Annotated in this window: 18 protein-coding genes; 8 read left to right on the top strand and 10 right to left on the bottom strand. The window is 73.1% G+C overall.

Annotation, left to right across the window (positions count from 1 at the left end; translation table 11 throughout):
- The first annotated feature begins 61 nt into the window (after positions 1-61).
- On the top strand, positions 62-739 hold the full coding sequence (locus tag ACFZDI_RS30125; protein ID WP_234845741.1) for a hypothetical protein: 678 nt from the start codon (positions 62-64) through the stop codon (positions 737-739).
- 59 nt (positions 740-798) lie between these two features.
- Here the strand turns inward: ACFZDI_RS30125 and argG are convergent, their stop codons facing one another.
- The 4 genes from argG to ACFZDI_RS30105 form a co-directional block, all read right to left on the bottom strand.
- Positions 799-2,253 carry an argininosuccinate synthase gene (argG, locus tag ACFZDI_RS30120; protein ID WP_234845740.1) on the bottom strand — a complete coding sequence of 485 codons (1,455 nt, stop codon included), beginning with the start codon at positions 2,251-2,253 and terminating at the stop codon, positions 799-801.
- Positions 2,254-2,326: 73 nt separating this feature from the next.
- Complete coding sequence (gene meaB / locus ACFZDI_RS30115; protein WP_234845739.1) at positions 2,327-3,319, bottom strand: methylmalonyl Co-A mutase-associated GTPase MeaB; 993 nt, start codon at positions 3,317-3,319, stop codon at positions 2,327-2,329.
- The gene (gene scpA / locus ACFZDI_RS30110) at positions 3,316-5,490 is read right to left on the bottom strand and encodes a methylmalonyl-CoA mutase (protein WP_391254694.1); all 2,175 of its coding nucleotides are present in this window, start codon (positions 5,488-5,490) and stop codon (positions 3,316-3,318) included. Before scpA ends, meaB begins: the two co-directional genes overlap by 4 nt.
- Complete coding sequence (locus tag ACFZDI_RS30105) at positions 5,490-7,298, bottom strand: methylmalonyl-CoA mutase family protein (RefSeq protein ID WP_234845737.1); 1,809 nt, start codon at positions 7,296-7,298, stop codon at positions 5,490-5,492. The genes scpA and ACFZDI_RS30105 overlap by 1 nt, the downstream gene beginning before the upstream one ends.
- Positions 7,299-7,603: 305 nt before the next feature.
- On the opposite strand from ACFZDI_RS30105, the gene ACFZDI_RS30100 reads away from it, so the two are divergent.
- The gene (locus tag ACFZDI_RS30100) at positions 7,604-8,098 is read left to right on the top strand and encodes an ATP-binding protein (protein ID WP_234845736.1); all 495 of its coding nucleotides are present in this window, start codon (positions 7,604-7,606) and stop codon (positions 8,096-8,098) included.
- 59 nt (positions 8,099-8,157) lie between these two features.
- Here ACFZDI_RS30100 and ACFZDI_RS30095 read toward each other — a convergent pair whose 3' ends face one another.
- Positions 8,158-9,513, bottom strand: a complete 1,356-nt coding sequence (locus ACFZDI_RS30095) for a hypothetical protein (RefSeq protein WP_234845735.1) — start codon at positions 9,511-9,513, stop codon at positions 8,158-8,160.
- Positions 9,514-9,626: 113 nt separating this feature from the next.
- Between ACFZDI_RS30095 and ACFZDI_RS30090 the strand changes: the two genes are divergently transcribed.
- On the top strand, positions 9,627-10,868 hold the full coding sequence (locus tag ACFZDI_RS30090; protein WP_234845734.1) for a molybdopterin-dependent oxidoreductase: 1,242 nt from the start codon (positions 9,627-9,629) through the stop codon (positions 10,866-10,868).
- Between the two features lie 313 nt (positions 10,869-11,181).
- On the opposite strand, the gene ACFZDI_RS30085 is transcribed toward ACFZDI_RS30090, so the two are convergent.
- From ACFZDI_RS30085 to ACFZDI_RS30075, 3 genes are read right to left on the bottom strand one after another with little or no spacing between them, the layout of a single operon-like run.
- A complete protein-coding gene (locus tag ACFZDI_RS30085; RefSeq protein WP_391254688.1) occupies positions 11,182-11,940 on the bottom strand; it encodes a methyltransferase domain-containing protein in 759 nt (252 codons plus the stop codon).
- Complete coding sequence (locus ACFZDI_RS30080) at positions 11,937-12,692, bottom strand: DUF2064 domain-containing protein (RefSeq protein WP_391254686.1); 756 nt, start codon at positions 12,690-12,692, stop codon at positions 11,937-11,939. Before ACFZDI_RS30080 ends, ACFZDI_RS30085 begins: the two co-directional genes overlap by 4 nt.
- Positions 12,689-13,408, bottom strand: a complete 720-nt coding sequence (locus ACFZDI_RS30075) for a glycosyltransferase family 2 protein (RefSeq protein ID WP_234845731.1) — start codon at positions 13,406-13,408, stop codon at positions 12,689-12,691. Before ACFZDI_RS30075 ends, ACFZDI_RS30080 begins: the two co-directional genes overlap by 4 nt.
- Before the next feature lie 114 nt (positions 13,409-13,522).
- Here ACFZDI_RS30075 and ACFZDI_RS30070 point away from each other — a divergent pair, with 114 nt between their 5' ends.
- Together ACFZDI_RS30070 and ACFZDI_RS30065 are read left to right on the top strand one after the other, a co-directional pair.
- On the top strand, positions 13,523-14,356 hold the full coding sequence (locus ACFZDI_RS30070; RefSeq protein ID WP_391254683.1) for a response regulator: 834 nt from the start codon (positions 13,523-13,525) through the stop codon (positions 14,354-14,356).
- Entirely contained in the window at positions 14,353-15,465 is a 1,113-nt protein-coding gene (locus ACFZDI_RS30065) for a sensor histidine kinase KdpD (protein WP_234845729.1), read from the top strand. Before ACFZDI_RS30070 ends, ACFZDI_RS30065 begins: the two co-directional genes overlap by 4 nt.
- Before the next feature lie 81 nt (positions 15,466-15,546).
- On the opposite strand, the gene ACFZDI_RS30060 is transcribed toward ACFZDI_RS30065, so the two are convergent.
- Positions 15,547-16,551, bottom strand: coding sequence for an NAD(P)-dependent oxidoreductase (locus tag ACFZDI_RS30060; protein WP_234845728.1), 1,005 nt, complete (start codon positions 16,549-16,551; stop codon positions 15,547-15,549).
- 124 nt (positions 16,552-16,675) lie between these two features.
- Here ACFZDI_RS30060 and ACFZDI_RS30055 point away from each other — a divergent pair, with 124 nt between their 5' ends.
- Both ACFZDI_RS30055 and ACFZDI_RS30050 read left to right on the top strand, forming a co-directional pair.
- Entirely contained in the window at positions 16,676-17,407 is a 732-nt protein-coding gene (locus tag ACFZDI_RS30055) for a flavodoxin family protein (RefSeq protein ID WP_234845727.1), read from the top strand.
- Between the two features lie 123 nt (positions 17,408-17,530).
- Positions 17,531-18,610: a DUF1996 domain-containing protein gene (locus tag ACFZDI_RS30050; protein ID WP_391254681.1), complete on the top strand. Its 1,080-nt coding sequence runs from the start codon at positions 17,531-17,533 to the stop codon at positions 18,608-18,610.
- Positions 18,611-18,649: 39 nt separating this feature from the next.
- Here ACFZDI_RS30050 and ACFZDI_RS30045 read toward each other — a convergent pair whose 3' ends face one another.
- Positions 18,650-19,252: an isochorismatase family protein gene (locus tag ACFZDI_RS30045; RefSeq protein WP_391254680.1), complete on the bottom strand. Its 603-nt coding sequence runs from the start codon at positions 19,250-19,252 to the stop codon at positions 18,650-18,652.
- Positions 19,253-19,518: 266 nt separating this feature from the next.
- Between ACFZDI_RS30045 and ACFZDI_RS30040 the strand changes: the two genes are divergently transcribed.
- Positions 19,519-20,634, top strand: a complete 1,116-nt coding sequence (locus ACFZDI_RS30040) for a DNA glycosylase AlkZ-like family protein (protein ID WP_391254678.1) — start codon at positions 19,519-19,521, stop codon at positions 20,632-20,634.
- Positions 20,635-20,771 lie beyond the last annotated feature (137 nt).

The following is a 20,771-nucleotide window of genomic DNA, read 5'->3' as shown; positions in this document are numbered from 1 at the left end:
GCCTGGCACGCGACGGAACGACGCATCCGCGTTGCGGCACCGGCATGGTGCGGAGTCGACCATGACCCACCAGCTTCGACTACGAGTGTCCGCGGTGCTGGCCACCGCTCTGCTGGCCCTTTCCGGTGGTTGGGCGTACGGGGCCCCCGCCCGTGACGACATGGGCCAGGACATGGAGACGGCCGTGCAGGGCGTCGACGCCTTCTGGGACGCCCACTGGTCCGAGTTCTTCACCGAGACCTACGTCCCGCCCACCGTCCTGGGCGAGTACGACGGTGCCTCCGCGGACGTCCCCACCTGCGACGGCGAACCGCTGTCCGACGACAACGCCGTCTACTGCGCGACGACCGAGGACTATCTCGCCTGGGACATCGACCTCATGCGCGACGGCTACCGGTTCGGAGACGGGTTCGTGTACCTGGTCGTCGCCCACGAGTGGGGTCACGCGATACAGAACCGACTCGACGTCCGACTGCGGACGATCGACAGCGAGTTGCAGGCGGACTGCCTGGCTGGAGCGGAACTCGAGGGTGCCGCCCGGGACGGAACGATCGTCTTCGAGCCCGGGGACGTCGACGAGTTGCGTACGGCCCTCGTCCTCGTCGCCGACAAGACCCCCTGGACGAAGGCCGGAGACCACGGAAGCGCCTCCGAACGAGTTGACGCCTTCACCCTGGGGCAACAGCAGGGGGTCGAGGGATGTCTGCCGTCTGCGGTCGCGGACGACGCGGAGTCATGAAGAACGCGGGAGGCCGGCCCGACGCGATGTCGGGCCGGCCTCCCGGCGGTGCTGCGGGGTCAGTCCGTGCCGGACTCCATCGCCGCGCGGTCCAGCCATGCGTCCTCCTCCGAGACCTCGCCCCGGGAGGCGATGGCCTCGGCGCCGCCCTGCGGCAGCTCGGGCATGGTGCCGATGAGGCCGGTCGCGGCGGCCTGGGAGGCGCCGATGGTGGGGCTGCCGGTGCCGATCAGGCCGATCCCGGCGTACTGCTCCAGCTTGGCGCGGGAGTCGGCGATGTCGAGGTTGCGCATCGTGAGCTGGCCGATCCGGTCCACCGGGCCGAACGCGGAGTCCTCGGTGCGCTCCATGGACAGCTTGTCCGGGTGGTAGCTGAAGGCGGGGCCGGTGGTGTCGAGGATCGAGTAGTCCTCGCCGCGCCGCAGCCGCAGCGTCACCTCGCCGGTGACGGCGGCGCCGACCCAGCGCTGCAGCGACTCGCGGATCATCAGCGCCTGCGGGTCCAGCCAGCGGCCCTCGTACATCAGCCGGCCGAGGCGCCGGCCCTCGGTGTGGTACTGGGCGAGGGTGTCCTCGTTGTGGATCGCGTTGACGAGACGCTCGTAGGCGGCGTGCAGCAGGGCCATGCCCGGCGCCTCGTAGATGCCGCGGCTCTTGGCCTCGATGATCCGGTTCTCGATCTGGTCGGACATGCCGAGCCCGTGCCGGCCGCCGATGGCGTTGGCCTCCATGACCAGGTCGACCGGGGAGGCGAACTCCTTGCCGTTGATCGACACCGGGCGGCCCTCGGCGAAGCCGATCGTCACGTCCTCGGTGGGGATCTCGACCGACGGGTCCCAGAACCGGACGCCCATGATCGGGTCGACCGTCTCGACGCCGGTGTCCAGGTGCTCCAGCGTCTTGGCCTCGTGGGTGGCGCCCCAGATGTTGGCGTCCGTGGAGTACGCCTTCTCCGTGCTGTCCCGGTAGGGCAGTCCATGGGCCAGCAGCCACTCGGACATCTCCTTGCGGCCGCCGAGCTCGGTCACGAAGGCCGCGTCCAGCCAGGGCTTGTAGATCCGCAGGTGCGGGTTGGCGAGCAGGCCGTAGCGGTAGAACCGCTCGATGTCGTTGCCCTTGAAGGTCGAGCCGTCGCCCCAGATCTGGACGTCGTCCTCCAGCATGGCCCGCACCAGCAGCGTGCCGGTGACGGCCCGGCCGAGCGGGGTGGTGTTGAAGTACGCCCGCCCGCCCGAGCGGATGTGGAACGCGCCGCAGGTCAGCGCGGCCAGGCCCTCCTCGACCAGCGCGGCGCGGCAGTCGACCAGGCGCGCGATCTCGGCCCCGTAGGTCTTGGCACGGCCGGGCACCGAGGCGATGTCGGGCTCGTCGTACTGGCCGATGTCGGCGGTGTAGGTGCACGGGACGGCGCCCTTGTCGCGCATCCAGGCGACCGCGACGGAGGTGTCGAGACCGCCCGAGAAGGCGATGCCGACGCGCTCGCCGGCGGGCAGGGAGGTGAGGACCTTGGACATAGAAAGAGTATGTATCACTTTGCATAGTCATGCAAGCCGGGTATGCGAAAACGCCGTCCCGGCCGCTCAGGGCTCAGGAAGGCGCTGCCTCGGAACCCCCGAGCGCGGCGAGGATCCGCTCGGCGGCCAGCGTCGGGGTGAGCTCGCCCTCCCGGACCCGCTGCTCCAGCACCGGAGCCAGCGCCCGTACCGCCGGGTCGGCCTGGAGACGGCCGAGGAGCTCGTCGCGGACCATGCTCCAGGTCCAGTCGACCTGCTGGTCGCGGCGCTTCGCGGTGAGGCGGCCGGTGGAGTCCAGCAGGGTGCGGTGCTGCTCCAGGCGCTCCCACAGCGTGTCCAGACCGGTCGACTCGCGGGCGCTGCAGTGCAGCACCGGCGGCGTCCAGAACGCGTCCTTGCCGTGCATCAGCCGCAGCGCGCCCGCCAGTTCCCGCGCGGCGGCCCGGGCGTCGCGCTCGTGCGGGCCGTCCGCCTTGTTGACGGCGATCACGTCGGCCAGCTCCAGCACGCCCTTCTTGATGCCCTGGAGCTGGTCGCCGGTGCGGGCGAGGGTGAGCAGCAGGAACGTGTCGACCATGTTGGCGACGGCCGTCTCGGACTGGCCGACGCCGACCGTCTCCACCAGGATCACGTCGTAGCCGGCGGCCTCCATCACCACGATCGACTCGCGGGTGGCCTTGGCGACGCCGCCCAGCGTGCCCGCCGTGGGGGAGGGGCGCACGAACGCCGCCGGGTCCACGGCCAGGCGCTCCATCCGGGTCTTGTCACCCAGGATCGAGCCGCCCGTACGGCTGGAGGACGGGTCGACGGCCAGCACCGCGACCCGGTGTCCGAGCGAGGTCAGCAGCGTGCCGAACGCGTCGATGAACGTCGACTTGCCCACGCCCGGTACCCCGCTGACGCCGATCCGCCGGGCCCGGCCGCTGTGAGGTAGCAGCGCGGTCAGCAACTCCTGGGCCAGCGCCCGGTGCTGGGGCCGGGTCGACTCGACGAGAGTGATCGCGCGGGCGATGATCGCCCGCTTCCCGTCGAGCACGCCCTTCACATATGCGTCGACATCGATCACAGCTCGTGCCCGAGGCCGTCCGACAGCCGCTTCACCAGGTCGTACGCCGCGTCCGGGATCACCGTCCCGGGCGGGAAGACGGCGGCCGCGCCCATCTCCAGCAGCGTCGGCACGTCCTGCGGCGGGATCACGCCGCCGACCACGACCATGATGTCCTCGCGGCCCTCCTCCGCCAGCGCCTCGCGCAGCGCCGGGACGAGGGTGAGGTGACCGGCCGCCAGCGACGAGACGCCGACGATGTGCACGTCCGCCTCGACGGCCTGCCGGGCCACCTCGGCGGGCGTCTGGAACAGCGGGCCGACGTCCACGTCGAAGCCGAGGTCGGCGAAGGCCGTGGCGATCACCTTCTGGCCGCGGTCGTGACCGTCCTGGCCCATCTTGGCGACCAGGATGCGCGGGCGGCGGCCCTCGGCCTCCTCGAAGGCGGACACCAGGGTGCGGGTGCGGTCCACGCTCGGGGACTCTCCGGTTTCGTTGCGGTACACGCCGGAGATCGTACGGATCTGCCCCGCGTGCCGGCCGTACACCTTCTCCAGGGCGTCGGAGATCTCCCCGACGGTGGCCTTCGCGCGGGCCGCGTGCACGGCCAGCTCCAGCAGGTTGCCCTCGCCGCCGGCGGCCCGGGTCAGCGCGTCCAGGGCGTCCTGGCAGGCCCGCTCGTCGCGCTCCGCGCGCAGCCGCCGCAGCTTCTCGATCTGCTGCGCCCGCACGGAGGAGTTGTCGACCTTCAGGACCTCGATCTGCTCGTCGGACTCCACCCGGTACTTGTTGACGCCGATGACGGGCTGACGGCCCGAGTCGATCCGGGCCTGCGTGCGGGCCGCGGCCTCCTCGATGCGCAGCTTCGGGATGCCGGCGTCGATGGCCTTGGCCATGCCGCCCGCAACCTCGACCTCCTCGATGTGCTGCCAGGCCCGCCGCGCCAGGTCGTACGTCAGCTTCTCCACGTACGCGCTGCCGCCCCACGGGTCGATCACCCGGGTGGTGCCGGACTCCTGCTGGAGCAGCAGCTGCGTGTTGCGGGCGATGCGCGCCGAGAAGTCGGTGGGCAGCGCGAGCGCCTCGTCGAGGGCGTTGGTGTGCAGCGACTGTGTGTGCCCCTGGGTCGCGGCCATCGCCTCGACGCAGGTGCGCGTCACGTTGTTGAACACGTCCTGTGCGGTCAGCGACCAGCCCGAGGTCTGCGAATGGGTGCGCAGGGAGAGGGACTTGGCGTTCTGCGGGTCGAACTGCCTCACCAGCTTCGCCCACAGCAGGCGCGCTGCCCGCAGCTTGGCGACCTCCATGAAGAAGTTCATGCCGATCGCCCAGAAGAACGACAGCCGCGGCGCGAACGCGTCCACGTCCAGGCCCGCTTCTCGGCCCGCCCGGATGTACTCCACCCCGTCGGCGAGGGTGTACGCCAGCTCCAGGTCGGCCGTCGCGCCCGCCTCCTGGATGTGGTACCCGGAGATGGAGATGGAGTTGTAGCGCGGCATCCGCTGCGAGGTGTACGCGAAGATGTCGGAGATGATCCGCATCGACGGCTTCGGCGGATAGATGTACGTGTTGCGGACCATGAACTCCTTCAGAATGTCGTTCTGAATGGTTCCGGCCAGCTTCTCCGGCGGTACGCCCTGCTCCTCGGCGGCCACGATGTACAGCGCCAGCACCGGCAGCACGGCACCGTTCATCGTCATCGACACGGTCATCTTGTCCAGCGGGATGCCGTCGAACAGCTGCCGCATGTCGTAGATGGAGTCGATGGCCACGCCCGCCATGCCGACGTCGCCGGTCACCCGCGGGTGGTCGCTGTCGTAGCCCCGGTGCGTGGGCAGGTCGAAGGCGACCGACAGGCCCTTCTGGCCGGCCGCGAGGTTGCGCCGGTAGAAGGCGTTGGACTCCTCGGCCGTCGAGAATCCGGCGTACTGGCGGATCGTCCAGGGCTGGTTGACGTACATCGTCGGGTACGGGCCGCGCAGGTACGGCGCCGCCCCGGGGTACGTCTCAAGGAAGTCCAGGCCCTCCAGGTCACGGCCCGTGTACAGCGGCTTGACCGCGATGCCCTCCGGCGTCTCCCACAGCAGGTCGTCCCCGCCGGAGGCGTTCTTGACCGCCGTACGCCACTCGTCGGTGCCGCCGTCGGGGGCCGGGGTGCCCAGCTCGATCCCGGAGAAGTCGGGGATACCCATCACGACACTCCCATGCGGTCGAGGGTCGCGGACAGCACGGCGACGGCGTCGCAGCCCGCGAAGACGTAACTGTCGACACCCGGGTACTCCCCGGGGCGGCCCGCCAGGAACACATGCCGTGCGCCGGCGGCCTTCAGCGCCTGGACGGCCGCCTCGGCCTGCTCCGCGTACAGCGCGTCGCTGGAGCACAGCACGGCCTCCGTCGCGCCGCTCTGCTCGAAGGTGCCCTCCGCGACCGGCTCGATACCGCCGGCCTGGAAGAGGTTCGAGGCGAAGGTGAGGCGGGCGGTGTGCGCCGCGGCCGGGCCGAGCGCGGCGAGGAAGACCCGTGGCCGGGAACCCGTCGCGGCGAGGTGGGCGTCCGAGCGGGCGCGCAGCGCCTCGTACGCCTCGTCACGGCGGACGCGCGGCAGCCCGCCGGAACGCGGCTCGGGTGCGTCCGCGCGGACGACCGGCTTCTCTGCGAGGAACGGGAACTCGCTCACGCCGGTGATGGGTTCGCGCCGCTTGGCCAGCCTGCCGGCGCGGGCCTGCCAGGTCTCGGCCAGATCCCGCTCCAGGTCGCCCGACCGCAGCGCGGCCGCCATGCCGCCGAGCCGCTCGAGCCGCTGGAAGAACTCCCAGCCCGCGTGGGCGAGTTCGTCCGTGAGGCGCTCCACGTACCAGGAGCCGCCCGCCGGGTCGATCACCCGGGCCAGGTGCGACTCCTCGATGAGGATGGTCGAGGTGTTGCGGGCGATCCGGCGCGCGAACGCGTCCGGCAGGCCGAGGGCGTGGTCGAAGGGCAGCACGGTGACCGCGTCGGCACCGCCCGCGCCCGCGGCCAGGGTGGCGATCGTGGCGCGCAGCATGTTCACCCATGGGTCGCGGCGCGTCATCATCACGGGCGAGGTGACCACGTGCTGGAGCTGCGCCCCCGCGCGCGGGGCCCCGCAGGCCTCGGCCACCCGGGCCCACAGCCGGCGCGCGGCCCGCAGCTTCGCGATCGTCAGGAACTGGTCGGCGGTCGCCGCGTACCGGAACTCCAGCTGGGCACAGGCCTGTTCGACATCCAGACCGGCCTCGGTCAGCTCCCGCAGGTACGCCACGCCGGTGGCCAGCGAGCAGCCCAGCTCCTGGGCGGCCGAACCGCCGGCCTCGTGACAGGGCAGCGCGTCCACGGTCAGCGCACGCAGCCCCGGGTACTCCCCGGCGCACAGCCGCGCGAGCTCCGCCGCCGAGGCGGTGTCGCCCCGCTGACCGGTACGGGCCTCGTGCCCGAGCGGATCCGCGCCCAGGTTGCCGCGCGCGGCGTCCCGGGCCACACCCCGCTCCGCGTACACCCGGAGCAACTCCCGCGCGGCGGGCTCGGTGTCGCTCCCCGCGTCCAGGACGACGGGCGCCAGATCGAGGTACACGCCGTCGAGGACCCGGCCGAGGTCCCGCACCGCGATGCCACCCTCCCCGACCGTCAGCCAGAGCGAGGTGACGCCGTTCTCCAGGTCCCCGAGCACCGCGTCACGGTCGGCCACCGTGTGCCGTTGCCGTACGTCCCAGCCGCCGACCGTGTTCCCCTCGGGGCGGCCGCCGCGCACAAAGGGAGCGAAACCGGGGAAGCCCGGCTCGGGCGCGGAGTCGTGGGCGGTGTAGAGAGGGCGGGTGCGCAACCCGTCCTCCAGCGCGGTGGACAGGGCTTCCTCGGCCTCGGCCCCCTCGACGTCCTTGCCCGATTTGCGCAGTACACCCGCCACAAGGCGCTGCCACTGCTCATGGGGCACGTCAGGGAACTCGCCGGCCAGCTCAAGCCCGTCGTCAGGCAGGACCGTCATGCTCGGATGTTAGGCCACGTTAACGAACGAGCAGCAGAGGGAACGGCTGTGACCTTGCCCTCGCTCCCGTTGTGACCTCGCTCTCCACCCCCCGCACCCGGCGTGCGCGAGGGATGGGCGCCGCGGCCCATGCTAGCGACGGGCCCGCTTTCCGGGGCCCCGCGTGTGGCGAAGAACCGACGGCCGTCATGCGGCGCAGAGCACACGTGGCGGTGGGCCGGCGGCGGTGTGTGCGCTGAGTGCCTGGGTAGACGAACGACCGAAAGGTCACTTGGCAACACGAACAACAACGAAAGAGCCCCCGTATGGTCATCCCGCTTATGAAGCAGGCGGAAGATGAGCCGGGCGCGGACGAGCGGGCCACTCTGCGCTGCGGCGCGGTCTGGGCCGAAGGCGCGGCATGCGCTGTCGAGGCGCGCCGGGCGCTGCAAGCGTTTTTGTCGCGCGTACCGCGTACCGGCCGCTTCTCCGTGCCGGCCCCGCTGGCGATCGACGCCGAGTTGGTCGTCAGTGAACTGGTCACCAACGCGATCCGGCACGCACCCGGACCCTGCGGGATGATCATCCACCTGTCCGCGGACGGACTGTCCATCACCGTGTGGGACACCTCCGCCGAGCCGCCGGTGGTGAGGCAGCGCGACGGGCGGCGCTTCGGCGGCCACGGGATGCACGTGGTGCACACGGTCAGCGCGGACGTCGTGGTCAGTCCCTTCGGCGAGGGCAAGCAGATCACGGCCCGCCTGCTCCTGGCACGGGAGGAAGAGGCCGAAGAGGTGATCGACACCAACCCGGCGGCCTGAAGCGCTCCGGTCGTCTCGCGGGTGCAGACCCCCCGCCCGGCCGCCTCCAGGCAGGGGGTTCACCACCCGGTGAGCAGCAGATGGTTGAGGAGCAGCGCGAGCAGCCCCTGGGCGGTGAGCCACAGGCGGGGGCGGGGGAGGAGCGCGCACGCCGGCAGGAGCCACAGGGCGAAGGGGAGCCAGATGCGTTCCGTTTCCGCCTTGCTCATGCCGGACAGGTCGGCGACCAGCAGGGCCGCCAGCGCGGCGGACACGAGGAAGGCGAGGCGGACACCGGCGCGGGGCCCGCTGCGGTGCCGGAGCAGCGAGACCGTTGTCCGCCGCAGCCCCGCCACGGTCGCCGGCCCCGTGACGAGCACCGCGCAGGCCAGGTTGGCCCACACCCAGTAGCCGTAGGGACGGATGCCGCCCGCGCCCTGGCCGTAGCGCGTGACCAGCAGGCGGTAGGCTTCCCACCAGTCGAAGCCGGCGAGCGTGAACCCCGCGGGCACCACGACCAGTCCCGCGAGCAGCGACGCCAGTACGACCGGGCGCCGCCGGACCCCCCGGCGGCCGAGGACGAGGACCGCCCCGGCGATCAGCGCGACGAGCGTCAGGCCGTACGACAGGTAGCAGGTCAGGCCGAACAGCAGCCCGGACGCGCCCGCCCACCCCGGGGAGCCCCGGGTGACCGCCAGCGCCAGCAGGGCCACGGCCCAGGCCGCCACCGCCGCGAAGTACGCGTCGGCCGAGGTGCCCATCCACACCGCGGCCGGGGCCAGGACCAGGAAGGGCGCCGCACGGCGGGCGAGCACCTCGTCGGCCAGCGCGCGGAGCGCGACCAGCACGGCGACGCACGCGGTCGCCCCTGCGACGACGCACCACATCCCGGCCCACCCTCCGCCCCGCAGGCCGGCCCGGTCGAGCAGCACGAAGGTGAGGGTGGCGGCGGGCGGGTGCCCGGCGACGTGGGCCGGCCAGTTGTCGGGGGAGTCCAGCAGGATGTGTCCGGTGAAGCCCCGCAGTGCCGCCGGCACGTCGTGGAAACGGTCGATGACCTGCAAATATTCGTGGCGGGTGGTGAGCCTCTCGGCGACGCCCCGGTGCCAGCCGTCGACCAGGGCGAGGGACAGGATCCACACCACGGACGTGCCCCAGGCGGCCGGGAGCAGGGCACGCCACGGCAGACGGGCCGCCAGGACGGGCCCGTACGCCACGGTGGCGACCGCGGTCAGGACGGCGGCCGGGGTGCCGGGACCGGTGTGCGGGACCCAGGACGCCAGCACTGGCGGCCAGTCGACGAACAGCGTCCGGCGGGTGTCCTGGATGTGCCGGCCGGCCAGGACGGCCGCCGTCACGAGCAGCGCGGCGGCCCCGGCGGCGTACACATCGCGGCGCAGGTCCCGGGACGGGGCGGTGGGCGGGGTGCGGATCACACCGGCACGCTAGGCCGCGCGACCGGCCGCGGTCCGCCGACCGGGCCCGACGTCAGCGTTTCGTCATGGGTCGCGCACCCGTGCGCGGGGGGTTCGCGGCCTACCGTCGGCTCATGCGAGACGACCCACGCGATCCGCGGCTCCCCACGTCCCCCGGCTTCTGGCGCAGCCCCCTGCGAGGGCCCTGGTTCACCTCGGTGCTGGGCCTGGTCCTCCTGGCCGGCGTAACCGTGCTGTTCCTGACGGGACTCGTCTCGTACGCCGCCTACAACCCGGACCTCTCGCCGGTCAACGACAAGACCCCGGGCAAGGGGATCCTCGGCTTCTACCTGTTCGCCTGGCCCACGGACCCGCCCTGGCTGTACCGGCTGAACCAGGGCATCCACGTCACCCTCGGCGTCACCCTGATCCCCGTCCTGCTCGCCAAGCTGTGGTCCGTCGTGCCGAGGCTCTTCGCACTGCCGCCGGCCCGCTCGCTCGCGCACGCCCTGGAGCGGATCTCGCTGCTCCTGCTGGTCGGCGGCGGGCTGTTCGAGTTCGTGACCGGCGTCCTCAACGTCCAGCTCGACTACGTGTTCCCCGGCTCGTTCTACCCCCTGCACTTCTACGGCGCCTGGGTGTTCTTCGCCGCCTTCGTGGCCCACGTCCTGCTGAAGGCCCCCACGGCCCTGCGCAATCTGCGGCAGCGGGGCGAGGAGAAGAACGACCTGGTCTCCCCGCGCCCCGCCGAGCCGACCGTCTCCCGGCGAGGCGCCCTGTGGTTCGTCGGGAGCGGCTCGCTGCTGCTGTTCGCCACGACGGTGGGGCAGAACTTCGGCGGCCCGCTGCGGCGCACCGCCCTCCTCGCCCCGCACGGCGGCGGCGAACCCGGCACCGGCCCCAACGGCTTCCAGATCAACAAGACCGCCGCCTACGCCGGGATCGGCACGGCGGAGACGGCCGATGACGCTTGGCGGCTCGTCGTGACGGGGCGCACCGGAACGGTCCGCCTCAGCCGCGCCCGGCTCGCCGGACTCCCCTTGCACAGCTCGGCGTTGCCCATCGCCTGCGTGGAGGGCTGGTCCACACCCGACCAGTGGTGGCGCGGGGTACGGCTGCGCGACCTCGCGGCCCTCGTCGGGTACGAGGACGACCCGCCGGACGTGTTCGTCGAGTCCCTCCAGCGGCACGGCGCCTTCCGCAAGGCCGCGCTGCGCGCCAACCAGGTGGCCGACCCGCGTTCCCTGCTCGCCCTGTACGTCAACGGCGAGGAGCTGTCCCCCGACCACGGCTACCCGGCGCGGATCATCGTGCCCGCCGCGCCCGGCGTGCTGAACACCAAGTGGGTGGCCCGGATGACGTTCGGAGACCTGTGATGCGAGATCGCGTCGTCATCGGCAGCCCCCTGCACCTGCTGGTGCTCTGCTGCTCGTTCGCCCTGGCCGCCTACGCGGGGGTGCGCCTGCTCGCCGGGGACTGGCTCGGCGTGGCCCTGTGGGTCGTGGGCGCCGCGGTGTTGCACGACCTCGTCCTGCTGCCGCTGTACGCGGCGGCGGACCGGGCGGTGGTTCGGGGGCTCGACGGCATCCGCCGCCGGGAGTGGGCGATGTACGTGCGCGTACCGGCCGCCCTCTCCGGGCTGCTGCTGCTCGTGTGGTTCCCGCTGATCAGCTCCATGGTGGAGGCGCGCTACCGGTCCGCCACCGGCCTGCCGCCGGAGGTGTTCCTCACGCGCTGGCTGCTGATCACCGCCGCCCTCTTCGGCGGCTCGGCGCTGCTGCTGGCGATGCGGCTGCTGCGGCTGCGCAGGGCGGCGAAACGCCGCCCGCCGGCCGTCCACTGACCGGCCCGCTCCCAGCCCCGCGCGTGCCGCAGCAACGCGCGGGTGCCCAGCCGGGCCCAGGGGAACGGGGCGCCGGAGGTGGCGTGGGCATCGGTGATGTGGACGTCCACGCGTTCGTCGACGTCCGCGGGGGCGGTCTCGGCGATCAGCAGACCGCCGGGGCGCAGGAGGGCGGCGACCCGCTCCAGCAGGGCGTGCGGGTCGCCGCCGATGCCGATGTTGCCGTCCATGAGCAGCACGGTGTCCCAACGGCCCTCACCGGGCAGCGGTTCGAAGACGGAGCGCCGCAGCGCCTGCCCGCCGAGGCGGACGGTGTGCTCCACCGCCGCCCCGCTGACATCGATCCCGAGGGCGGTCCGGCCCCGGGCGGCCAGTTCCGCCACGAGCCGTCCGGGCCCGCACCCCACGTCCAGCACCGCTCCTTCGCACCGGTCCAGCACGTCCCGGTCGACCGCATCGGCCCGGGCGCACCAGCGTTCCACCTCCAGCGGCAGCAGCCAGCCGTCCGGGCGCCGCAGGAACAGCGGGCCGCGGCCGGCCCGCAGGGCGGCGTCGTAGGGGTCGGCCGCGGCCCAGGCGAGGGCGGTGGCGGGCGAGGTGCTCATCGGGGACCGGCCGTCGGTGAGACCGGCCCGGCGGAGGGGCCGGCGGACGGCCCGGCACCGGACGGCCCGCCCGGGGGCGGGCCGACATCGGACGGCTCGACCGCGGGCGGCCCTGCGGCGGGCGGCGGCCCCGCGGTGGTCGGCCCGTCCGCCGTGCACCGGGCGAGTCGCGCCGCGAAGCGCCCCCGTGGGGCCAGCGCGGCGACGGCGTGGGCGTCGGAAGCGGTGTCGACGTCACGCAGGGACGGCAGGTCCCGCACCCGCAGGCCCGCCGCGACCAGCCGCTCCCGCTGCACGGCACCCGTCACCGCCGTCGACATGGGCACCCCCCGCAGCAGAGCGGGATCCGGACAGGCCAGACCCAGCGCCCAGAAACCGCCGTCCTCCGCCGGACCGAACCAGGCGTCACAGCCGGCGAAGTCCACGGCGAGCAGTTCCGGGGTCACCTGAGGGGTGTCCATGCCGACGAGCAGGGCCGGTCCGGCGCAGTGCGCGAAGGCCGCGGCCAGCCGCTCGTCCAGACCGCCCGCGCACTGCGCCACGACGTCGAAGCCGGGCGGCAGCCACGGGCCGGGGGAGCCGTCGAGCACCAGGACGCGCCGGGTGGCGGGCGTGGCGGCCACCGCGTGCAGCGTGTCCGCGAGGGCCGCTTCGGCCAGTGCGGCCGCCTGGCGGGGGGTGAACGGCGGCGTGAGCCGTGTCTTCACCCGGCCCGGCCGTGGCTCCTTGGCGATGACGAGGAGCGTGGTCAACGGACGGTTCCCCCTTCGTGTGCCGGAGCCTCGTGTGCCGGAGCCTCGGCCAGCACGCGGCTCATGTCCCGTACGGCCTGCCACGTGCCGCGCCATGTGCCGGTCACCTTCGAGGCCCCGGTACGCGGCAGGTACGGCACGTCGTGCTCCTCGATCCGCCATCCCGCGTCGGCCGCGCGGACCACCATCTGCAGGGGATAGCCGCTGCGCCGGTCGCTCAGGCCGAGCGCGAGCAGCGATTCCCGGCGGGCGGCGCGCAGCGGGCCGAGGTCGCGCAGGCGCAGCCCGGTGCGGCGGCGCAGCATCCGCGCCAGGGCGAGATTGCCGGCCCGGGCATGCGGGGGCCAGGCGCCCCGGCCCTGCGGACGTCGCCGCCCGAGCACCAGGTCGGCCCGACCCTCGCGCACCGCGCGTACGAAGGGGACCAGGAGCCCGGGGTCGAGGGAGGCGTCGCAGTCGCAGAAGCACACCACGTCGGCGGTGGCGGCCGTGAGCCCGGCGTGGCAGGCCGCGCCGAAGCCCCGCCGCGGCTCGTGCACCACGGTCGCACCGCACGCGCGGGCGACATCGGCCGAGCCGTCCGTGGAACCGTTGTCGACGACGAGTGCGCGCCAGCCCGGCGGAATCCGTTCGAGCACCCAGGGAAGGGCCTCGGCCTCGTTCAGGCAGGGCAGCACCACGTCGACGTCCGAAGGTGTCGTCGTCACGGGTTTCACCCTACGAACGCGAACCGGACATACCGGGCCATCGGTCCTTACGAAACGCGGACGTCGGAGCCCCTCGACGGTGCTCGGGCCCCGCCCGCGATCGCGCGGTGCCAGGCTGGAGGCATGCAGCAGCAACCGTACGAGCACCCCGGCAGCGCGGGCGGGGCGCCCAGGATCCTGGTCGTCGACGACGACCCGACCGTCGCCGAGGTCGTCGCCGGCTATCTGGACCGCGCCGGTTACGCCGTCGACCGTGCCGACGACGGCCCGACCGCCCTGACTCGCGCCGCCGCGCACCGGCCGGACCTGGTCGTGCTCGACCTGATGCTGCCCGGCATGGACGGCCTGGAGGTGTGCCGGCGGATCCGCGGCCACGGCCCCGTGCCTGTCATCATGCTCACCGCGCGCGGGGACGAGGACGACCGGATCCTGGGCCTGGAGGTCGGCGCCGACGACTACGTCACCAAGCCCTTCAGCCCCCGCGAACTCGTCCTGCGCGTCGAGTCGGTGCTGCGCCGCAGCCGCCCCGCCACCACGGGGCACCGGCTCGGGGCGGCCGGCCTGACCGTGGAACCGGCGGCCCGCCGTGCCACCAAGAACGGCACCGAACTCGCTCTCACGCTGCGCGAGTTCGACCTGCTCTCGTTCTTCCTGCGGCACCCCGGGCGGGCGTTCGGCCGCGAGGACCTGATGCGGGAGGTCTGGGGGTGGGACTTCGGCGACCTGTCGACCGTCACGGTCCACGTCCGCCGGCTGCGCGGCAAGGTCGAGGACGACCCGGCCCGGCCACGGCTGATCCAGACCGTCTGGGGCGTGGGCTACCGCTTCGAACCCGGCGCATCCGGTGAACCCGGCGCATCCGGTGAACCCGGCGCATCCGGTGAACCCGGTGAACCCAGCGCACTCGATGGACCCAGTGCACCGAGTGCACCCGGTGGAGGAGACGACCGACCATGAGCGCCACCTTCCTGATCGCCCTGTACGCCTTCGCCGGTGCCGCCGTGACGGGGCTGGCCGGAGCGGGCGTGCTGCGTCTGATCCGCCGCCGTTCGCTGACCGTCTCCCTCGCCGTGGTGGCGGCCGTCGGCGTCGTCGCGATGCTCGCGGGCACGCTCGCCGTCGCCTGGGCGATGTTCCTGTCGGCGCACGACCTGACCGTCGTCACCACCGTCGTCGCCATGGCGGCCGTCGTCTCCCTGGCCACCGCCCTGCTGCTGGGCCGCTGGGTCGTCGCCCGCAGCCGTGAACTCGCGGTCGCCGCACGCTCCTTCGGCGACGGCGGGGACTTCGCCGCACCCGACGGGCCCGCCACCGCCGAACTCGCCGCGGTGAGCCGCGAGCTGGCGGCCACCAGCGCCCGACTCGCCGAGTCCCGGGAGCGCGAACGCGCCCTGGAGGCCTCCCGGCGCGAACTCGTCGCCTGGATCTCGCACGACCTGCGCACGCCGCTGGCCGGTCTGCGCGCCATGTCGGAGGCCCTGGAGGACGGTGTCGCCGCCGACCCGAAGCGCTATCTCCAGCAGATGCGCACCGAGGTCGAACGCCTCAACGACATGGTCGGCGACCTCTTCGAACTGTCCCGCATCCACGCCGGGGCCCTGGCGCTGACACCCACCCGGATCTCCTTGTACGACCTCGTCGGCGACGCCCTCGCCGGTGTCGACCCCCTCGCCCGCGAGTACGGGGTGCGGCTGGTGGGCGGCCGGATCGAGCCGGTGCCGGTGGAGGTGGACGGCAAGGAGATGAGCCGCGTCCTGGGCAATCTGCTCGTCAACGCCATCCGCCGGACCCCCGCCGACGGAACGGTCGCCATCGCCGCCGAGCGTTCGCCCGAGGGCGTCGTCCTGTCCGTGACGGACGCCTGCGGCGGGATCCCCGAGGAGGACCTGCCGCGCGTGTTCGACACCGGCTGGCGCGGCACGCACGCCCGGACGCCCCCGGCCGGGGCCGGCCTGGGCCTCGCCATCGTCCGCGGCATCGTCGAGGCCCACCAGGGCCGGACCGGCGTACGCAACATCCCCGGGGGCTGCCGCTTCGAGGTGGTGCTGCCGGCCGCCGCGTCCTGAACCAGGCCGGAGCCGCCGCGTCCTGAACCAAGCCCGGAGCCGCGGGCTGCGCGACGCAGGTGCGGGCAGGCAGGGGGCACGCTATCCCTCGCGCATGCCGGCCCGCGCGAACTCCGTCATGCCCTCGGAGAAGCCGACCTCGGGCTTCCACCCCAGCTCCGTCCGCAGCCGCGACGAGTCCGCGGTGATGTGCCGTACGTCCCCGAGCCGGTACTCGCCCGTGACGACCGGCTCGGGTCCCCCGTACGCGACGGCCAGCGCCCGGGCCATCTCGCCGACGGTGTGCGGGTCGCCGCTGCCGGTGTTGTGGGCGGTGAGCGTGCCGGGGGCGGCGGTCCGCGCCTCCAGTGCCACGGCGTTGGCCGCCGCCACGTCCCGTACGTGCACGAAGTCCCTGCGCTGCCGTCCGTCCTCGAACACCCGGGGTGCCTCGCCCCGGGCGAGCGCCGAGCGGAAGAAGGAGGCGACCCCGGCGTAGGGGGTGTCCCGGGGCATGCCGGGCCCGTACACGTTGTGGTAGCGCAACGACACCGCCGACCCGCCGGTGCAGCGGGCCCATGCGGCCGCCAGATGCTCCTGGGCGAGCTTGGTCGTCGCGTACACGTTCCGCGGATCGGCCGGGGCGTCCTCGCGGACCAGCCCGGGGGCCAGGTCCGCCCCGCACCCCGGGCACAGGGGCTCGAACCGGCCCGCGTCGAGATCGGCCACGGCCCGCGGCCCGGGCCTCACCACCCCGTGCCGCTCGCACACGTACCGCCCCTCCCCGTAGACCACCATCGACCCGGCGAGCACGAGGCTCCGCACCCCCGCCTCCGCCATGGCCGCGAGCAGGACGGCTGTCCCCAGGTCGTTGTGCGAGACGTAGTCCGCCGCGTCGGCGACGCCGTCGCCGAGCCCGACCTTCGCGGCCTGGTGGCACACCGCGTCCACACCGGCCAGGGCGCGGCCCACCGCGGCGGGGTCCCGCACATCGGCCGCGGGATCCTCCCGCACGTCGAACACGATCGCCTCGTGCCCCCGCTCCCGCAGGGCGGCGACCACATGGGACCCGATGAACCCGGCACCGCCGGTGACCAGTACGCGCATACGGGCACGCTAGGCGCAGATCGGCGCCGGACCACGGGAGCGCGGCGGTACGTCATGACTCCGTAAGACGGGCACGGGTGCGCCGAACCGCAGCAAATCGGGCCCGGCGCGAGAACCTGACCCCATGACAGCTTCCCCCGCACCCGAAGCGGCCCACCGCTACGACGACCTGACGGCCCTTTACATCAACTGCACCCTCAAACCGTCCCCGCAGCTCAGCCACACCCAGGGTCTGATCGACAAGAGCCGGTCGATCATGGACGCCGCCGGTGTGACCACGGAACTCGTCCGCGCCGTCGACCACGACATCGCACCCGGCGTCTACCCCGACATGACCGAGCACGGCTTCGCCACGGACGCCTGGCCGGCCCTGTACGAGAAGGTCATGGCGGCGGACATCCTGGTCCTGGCCGGGCCGATCTGGCTCGGCGACAACAGCTCCGTCACCAAGCAGGTCATCGAGCGCCTCTACGCCTGCTCCTCGCTGCTCAACGACCGGGGGCAGTACGCCTACTACGGCCGGGCCGGCGGGTGTCTCATCACCGGCAACGAGGACGGCATCAAGCACTGCGCGATGAACGTCCTCTACAGCCTCCAGCACCTCGGCTACACGATCCCGCCCCAGGCGGACGCGGGCTGGATCGGCGCGGCAGGCCCCGGCCCCTCGTACCTCGACCCGGACTCGGGCGGCCCGGAGAACGACTTCACCAACCGCAACACGAGCTTCATGACCTGGAACCTGATGCACATCGCGGCCCTGCTGAAGCGAGCCGGAGGGGTCCCCGCCTACGGCAACCAGCGCTCGGAGTGGGACGCCGGCTGCCGCCCCGGCGCGGACAACCCCGAGCACCGCTGACGGCCGGGGCGGACACGGAGGGGCCAATCCTTACGCGACGGTGACGCGCGCCCGGAACCGATGGCCGCCCTTCGTCCCACCAGCCACGGTGGTCACACCTGACACACGAACGGAAGGACCACCATGAACCGGGGACACAGGCGCAACCGCAAGCGTCGCAACGCGTTCGTCCTGCTCGCAGGGCTGGCCGCGGGCGGTGTCGGACTCGCGTTGGTCAGCATGCAGGCCAACGCGACCGATGCCCCGCGCGCCACCACCCGCTCCGCCGCACCCTTGTCCGGGCCGGGGGTGAAGCCGGCGCCGGCCGCCGGCAACGGGCCGGTGCGCGCGGACTTCGTGGACATCACCAAGGTCGCCCCCAACGTGCCGGCCCGGCCCCGCAACGGCGGCAACGCCTCCAAGGGCCTCTTCAAGACCCGCTGCGGTGTCAACGCGGAAGGCCGGCACAACTCCGACAACGTGATCGTCGCCCCGGGGGTGGGCAACGGAGCCCACCACACCCACGACTACGTCGGTGCCATCGGCGTCGACGCCTTCACCACCGACGACACCCTCGCCGCGGCCCGCACCACCTGCACCAACGGCGACCGGTCGACCTACTACTGGCCGGTACTGCGCGACCGCGCGGGAGTCGAGAGGGCGGACGCGGGCAAGCCCGGCGGGGGAGCCGAGGGCAACGTCGGCAAGATCCTCACCCCCACGTCCGCGAGCCTCACCTTCGTCGGCAGTCCCGCCACCAAGGTGGTCGCCATGCCGCGCTTCCTGCGCATCATCACCGGTGACGCGAAGGCCAACGCGAACGGCGGCGCCAACGCCAACGCGGCCTGGTCCTGCACCGGCTTCGAGAACCGGGTCCAGCTCAAGGACAAGTACCCGATCTGTCCGGCGGGCAGCCAGGTGGTCCGCACCGAGCGCTTCCAGAGTTGCTGGGACGGCCGGAACACCGACAGCGCCGACCACCGCAGCCACGTCGCCTTCACCGACGCCCGGGGCAGGTGCCCGGCCGGGTTCAAGGCGGTCCCGCAGCTCGTGCAGCGCCTCACCTACAGCGGTCTGGCCGGAAGTACCCGCTTCGCCGTGGACAGCTTCCCCGAGTCGCTGCACAAGCCGGTCACCGACCACGGCGACTTCATCAACGCGATGCCCGACCGGCTGATGAAGCGGGCCGTCGCCTGCATCAACTCCGGCCGCCGCTGCGGCTGAACCCCGCGGGGCGAGCGGGCGACGACCGCCGTACGGGTCTCAGTGCTCACCGGGCGTGAACTCGGTCTCCTTCGCCGTGGTGATCCGGGCGCCCATGTTGCGCCCCATCATCTCCAGGGCCGCGGACGCCAGATGAGGATGGATGGAGGCCACGGCGTCCTTCGGGACCGAGACGTCCAGGTGGCGGATGTGTGCGTCCAGGGCGGAGTACAGGACGCACTGCTCGGTGACCTGGCCGGTCAGGATCACATGCCCGACGTCCAGGCTCCACAGCAGATAGGACAAGGGGGTCTCGAAGAAGACCGAATGGCGGGCCTTCATCACGAAGAGCGACCGGTCGTCGGGCCGGATCGGCTCGATCAGATGGGCGTTCGGCTGGGACAGGGCGGCGTCCAGCAGCTCTCCGTGGTGTGAGCGCCACAGCCCGAAGTTGTCGTTCACGTAGATCACGGGGACGTCGGCCTCACGGGCCCGGCCGATCAGCTCCGTCAGAACGGGCACGACCTGCTCGACGGACGGCACGAGGAGCTCCGCGTCCTCGTGGTCGTAGGTGTTGATCATGTCGATCACGATCAGAGCCGATCGTGCCGGGTCGGCGCCACGCCCTCTGCCCTCGGCCGCCCCTTCGGTGCTGTCACTCATGGGATGCGGCGGGATCGCGTTGCGGAAGAGGTCGGAACATCGGATCTCCCGGGTGGAGCGTGTGGTGCGGGGTGCGGGAACGCACCTCTGAGTACCCGGCGGCGCGGCTGGACTAACAACCCGCCCGGAAGCCCCCCGGCCCGTGATCACGGCGTCCTTGGCGATACCGGCGACGTACGGGAACGAACGCCTCGGGAAAGCCTCCGGCGGCCCCCGTCCGGAGTCGCGGACAGAGCCTGTCCGCAACCCCCGCTACCGTGCCTCACATGACGAACAGCAAGCGGAGCGTCACCGGCACGCCACCCCTGCTCGGCGCGCGTGCCCTGAACCGGGCGACCCTCGACCGGCAGTTGCTGCTGCGCCCCGCCCGGCTCTCGGCCGCGGCGGCCGTCGAGCACCTGCTCGGGCTCCAGGCGCAGAACGTCACGCCGCCGTACTACGCGCTCGCCGCCCGGCTCGACGGGTTCGCCCCCGAGGACCTGTCCCGGCTGATGGCCGGCCGCGAGGCCGTCCGGATCGTCACGATGCGCTCCACCATCCACACCCACACCGCGGACGACTGCCTCACCCTGCGGCCGCTGGTGCAACCCGCCCGCGACCGGGAACTCGTCACCTTCCGCAAGGGGCTCGCCGGGGTCGACCTGGAACGGCTCGCCGCGCTCGCCCGTGACCTCGTCGAGACCGAGCCCCGTACGATGGGGCAACTGCGCGAGGCCCTGCTCGAGGAGTGGCCCCACGCCGATCCGCAGGCCCTGGCCGTCGCCGCCCGCTGCCGCCTCCCGCTCGTGCAGGTGACGCCCCGCGGGCTGTGGGGGCGCAGTGGGCAGGTCCGACTCACCACCGCCGAGCACTGGCTCGGCCGGCCCGCGCAGCCCGCCCCCGCGCCCGACGCGGTCGTCCTGCGCTATCTCGCCGCTTTCGGCCCGGCCTCGGTGAAGGACATGCAGGCCTGGGCCGGTATGACCCGGCTGCGCGACGCCTTCGAACGCCTCCGCCCGCGGCTCGTGACCTTCCGGGACGACGGCGGCGTCGAACTCTTCGACCTCCCGGACGCCCCCCGCCCCGACCCGGACACCCCGGCACCGCCGCGTTTCCTGCCCGAGTTCGACAACCTGCTGCTCTCGCACGCCGACCGCGGCCGCGTCGTCCCGCCCGAGTACCGGGGCCGCTCGTGGAAGGGCAACATGGCCTACCGCACGCTCCTCGTCGACGGTTTCCTCGCGGGGCTGTGGCGGCTGGAGGAGGACGCGCTCGTGATCGAGCCCTTCGACCGCCTCACCCGCACGCAGCGGGACGAGGTCACCGCCGAGGGGGAGCGGATGCTGCACGTCATGCACCCGGGGTCGGCGTACGACATCCGGTTCGGCGTCGTACGGACCTGAGACGCCCGGCGACATGGAGAGGGGGGGGGGGGGGGGGGGGGGGGGGGGGGGCGCCGGGCCCCCCCCCCCCGGGGGGGGGGGGGGGGGGGGGGCGCGGGGCCGGCGGCGGGGGGCCGGGCCCCGGGCGGCGCCGGCGG

The sequence above is a fragment of the Streptomyces sp. NPDC007907 genome (assembly GCF_042959365.1).
GTDB lineage: Bacteria > Actinomycetota > Actinomycetes > Streptomycetales > Streptomycetaceae > Streptomyces > Streptomyces indiaensis.
Note: the sequence above shows the minus strand (reverse complement) of the source record. Positions and strands in the feature narration are given on the sequence as shown.

Excerpts from the sequence above, each read along its gene's own strand:
- ACFZDI_RS30125 (WP_234845741.1), top strand. The coding sequence starts at position 62 with ATGACCCACCAGCTTCGACTACGAGTGTCCGCGGTGCTGGCCACCGCT.
- argG (WP_234845740.1), bottom strand. The coding sequence starts at position 2,253 with ATGTCCAAGGTCCTCACCTCCCTGCCCGCCGGCGAGCGCGTCGGCATC.
- scpA (WP_391254694.1), bottom strand. The coding sequence starts at position 5,490 with ATGGGTATCCCCGACTTCTCCGGGATCGAGCTGGGCACCCCGGCCCCC.
- ACFZDI_RS30105 (WP_234845737.1), bottom strand. The coding sequence starts at position 7,298 with ATGACGGTCCTGCCTGACGACGGGCTTGAGCTGGCCGGCGAGTTCCCT.
- ACFZDI_RS30100 (WP_234845736.1), top strand. The coding sequence starts at position 7,604 with ATGGTCATCCCGCTTATGAAGCAGGCGGAAGATGAGCCGGGCGCGGAC.
- ACFZDI_RS30090 (WP_234845734.1), top strand. The coding sequence starts at position 9,627 with ATGCGAGACGACCCACGCGATCCGCGGCTCCCCACGTCCCCCGGCTTC.
- ACFZDI_RS30085 (WP_391254688.1), bottom strand. The coding sequence starts at position 11,940 with ATGAGCACCTCGCCCGCCACCGCCCTCGCCTGGGCCGCGGCCGACCCC.
- ACFZDI_RS30070 (WP_391254683.1), top strand. The coding sequence starts at position 13,523 with ATGCAGCAGCAACCGTACGAGCACCCCGGCAGCGCGGGCGGGGCGCCC.
- ACFZDI_RS30065 (WP_234845729.1), top strand. The coding sequence starts at position 14,353 with ATGAGCGCCACCTTCCTGATCGCCCTGTACGCCTTCGCCGGTGCCGCC.
- ACFZDI_RS30060 (WP_234845728.1), bottom strand. The coding sequence starts at position 16,551 with ATGCGCGTACTGGTCACCGGCGGTGCCGGGTTCATCGGGTCCCATGTG.
- ACFZDI_RS30055 (WP_234845727.1), top strand. The coding sequence starts at position 16,676 with ATGACAGCTTCCCCCGCACCCGAAGCGGCCCACCGCTACGACGACCTG.
- ACFZDI_RS30050 (WP_391254681.1), top strand. The coding sequence starts at position 17,531 with ATGAACCGGGGACACAGGCGCAACCGCAAGCGTCGCAACGCGTTCGTC.
- ACFZDI_RS30045 (WP_391254680.1), bottom strand. The coding sequence starts at position 19,252 with ATGAGTGACAGCACCGAAGGGGCGGCCGAGGGCAGAGGGCGTGGCGCC.
- ACFZDI_RS30040 (WP_391254678.1), top strand. The coding sequence starts at position 19,519 with ATGACGAACAGCAAGCGGAGCGTCACCGGCACGCCACCCCTGCTCGGC.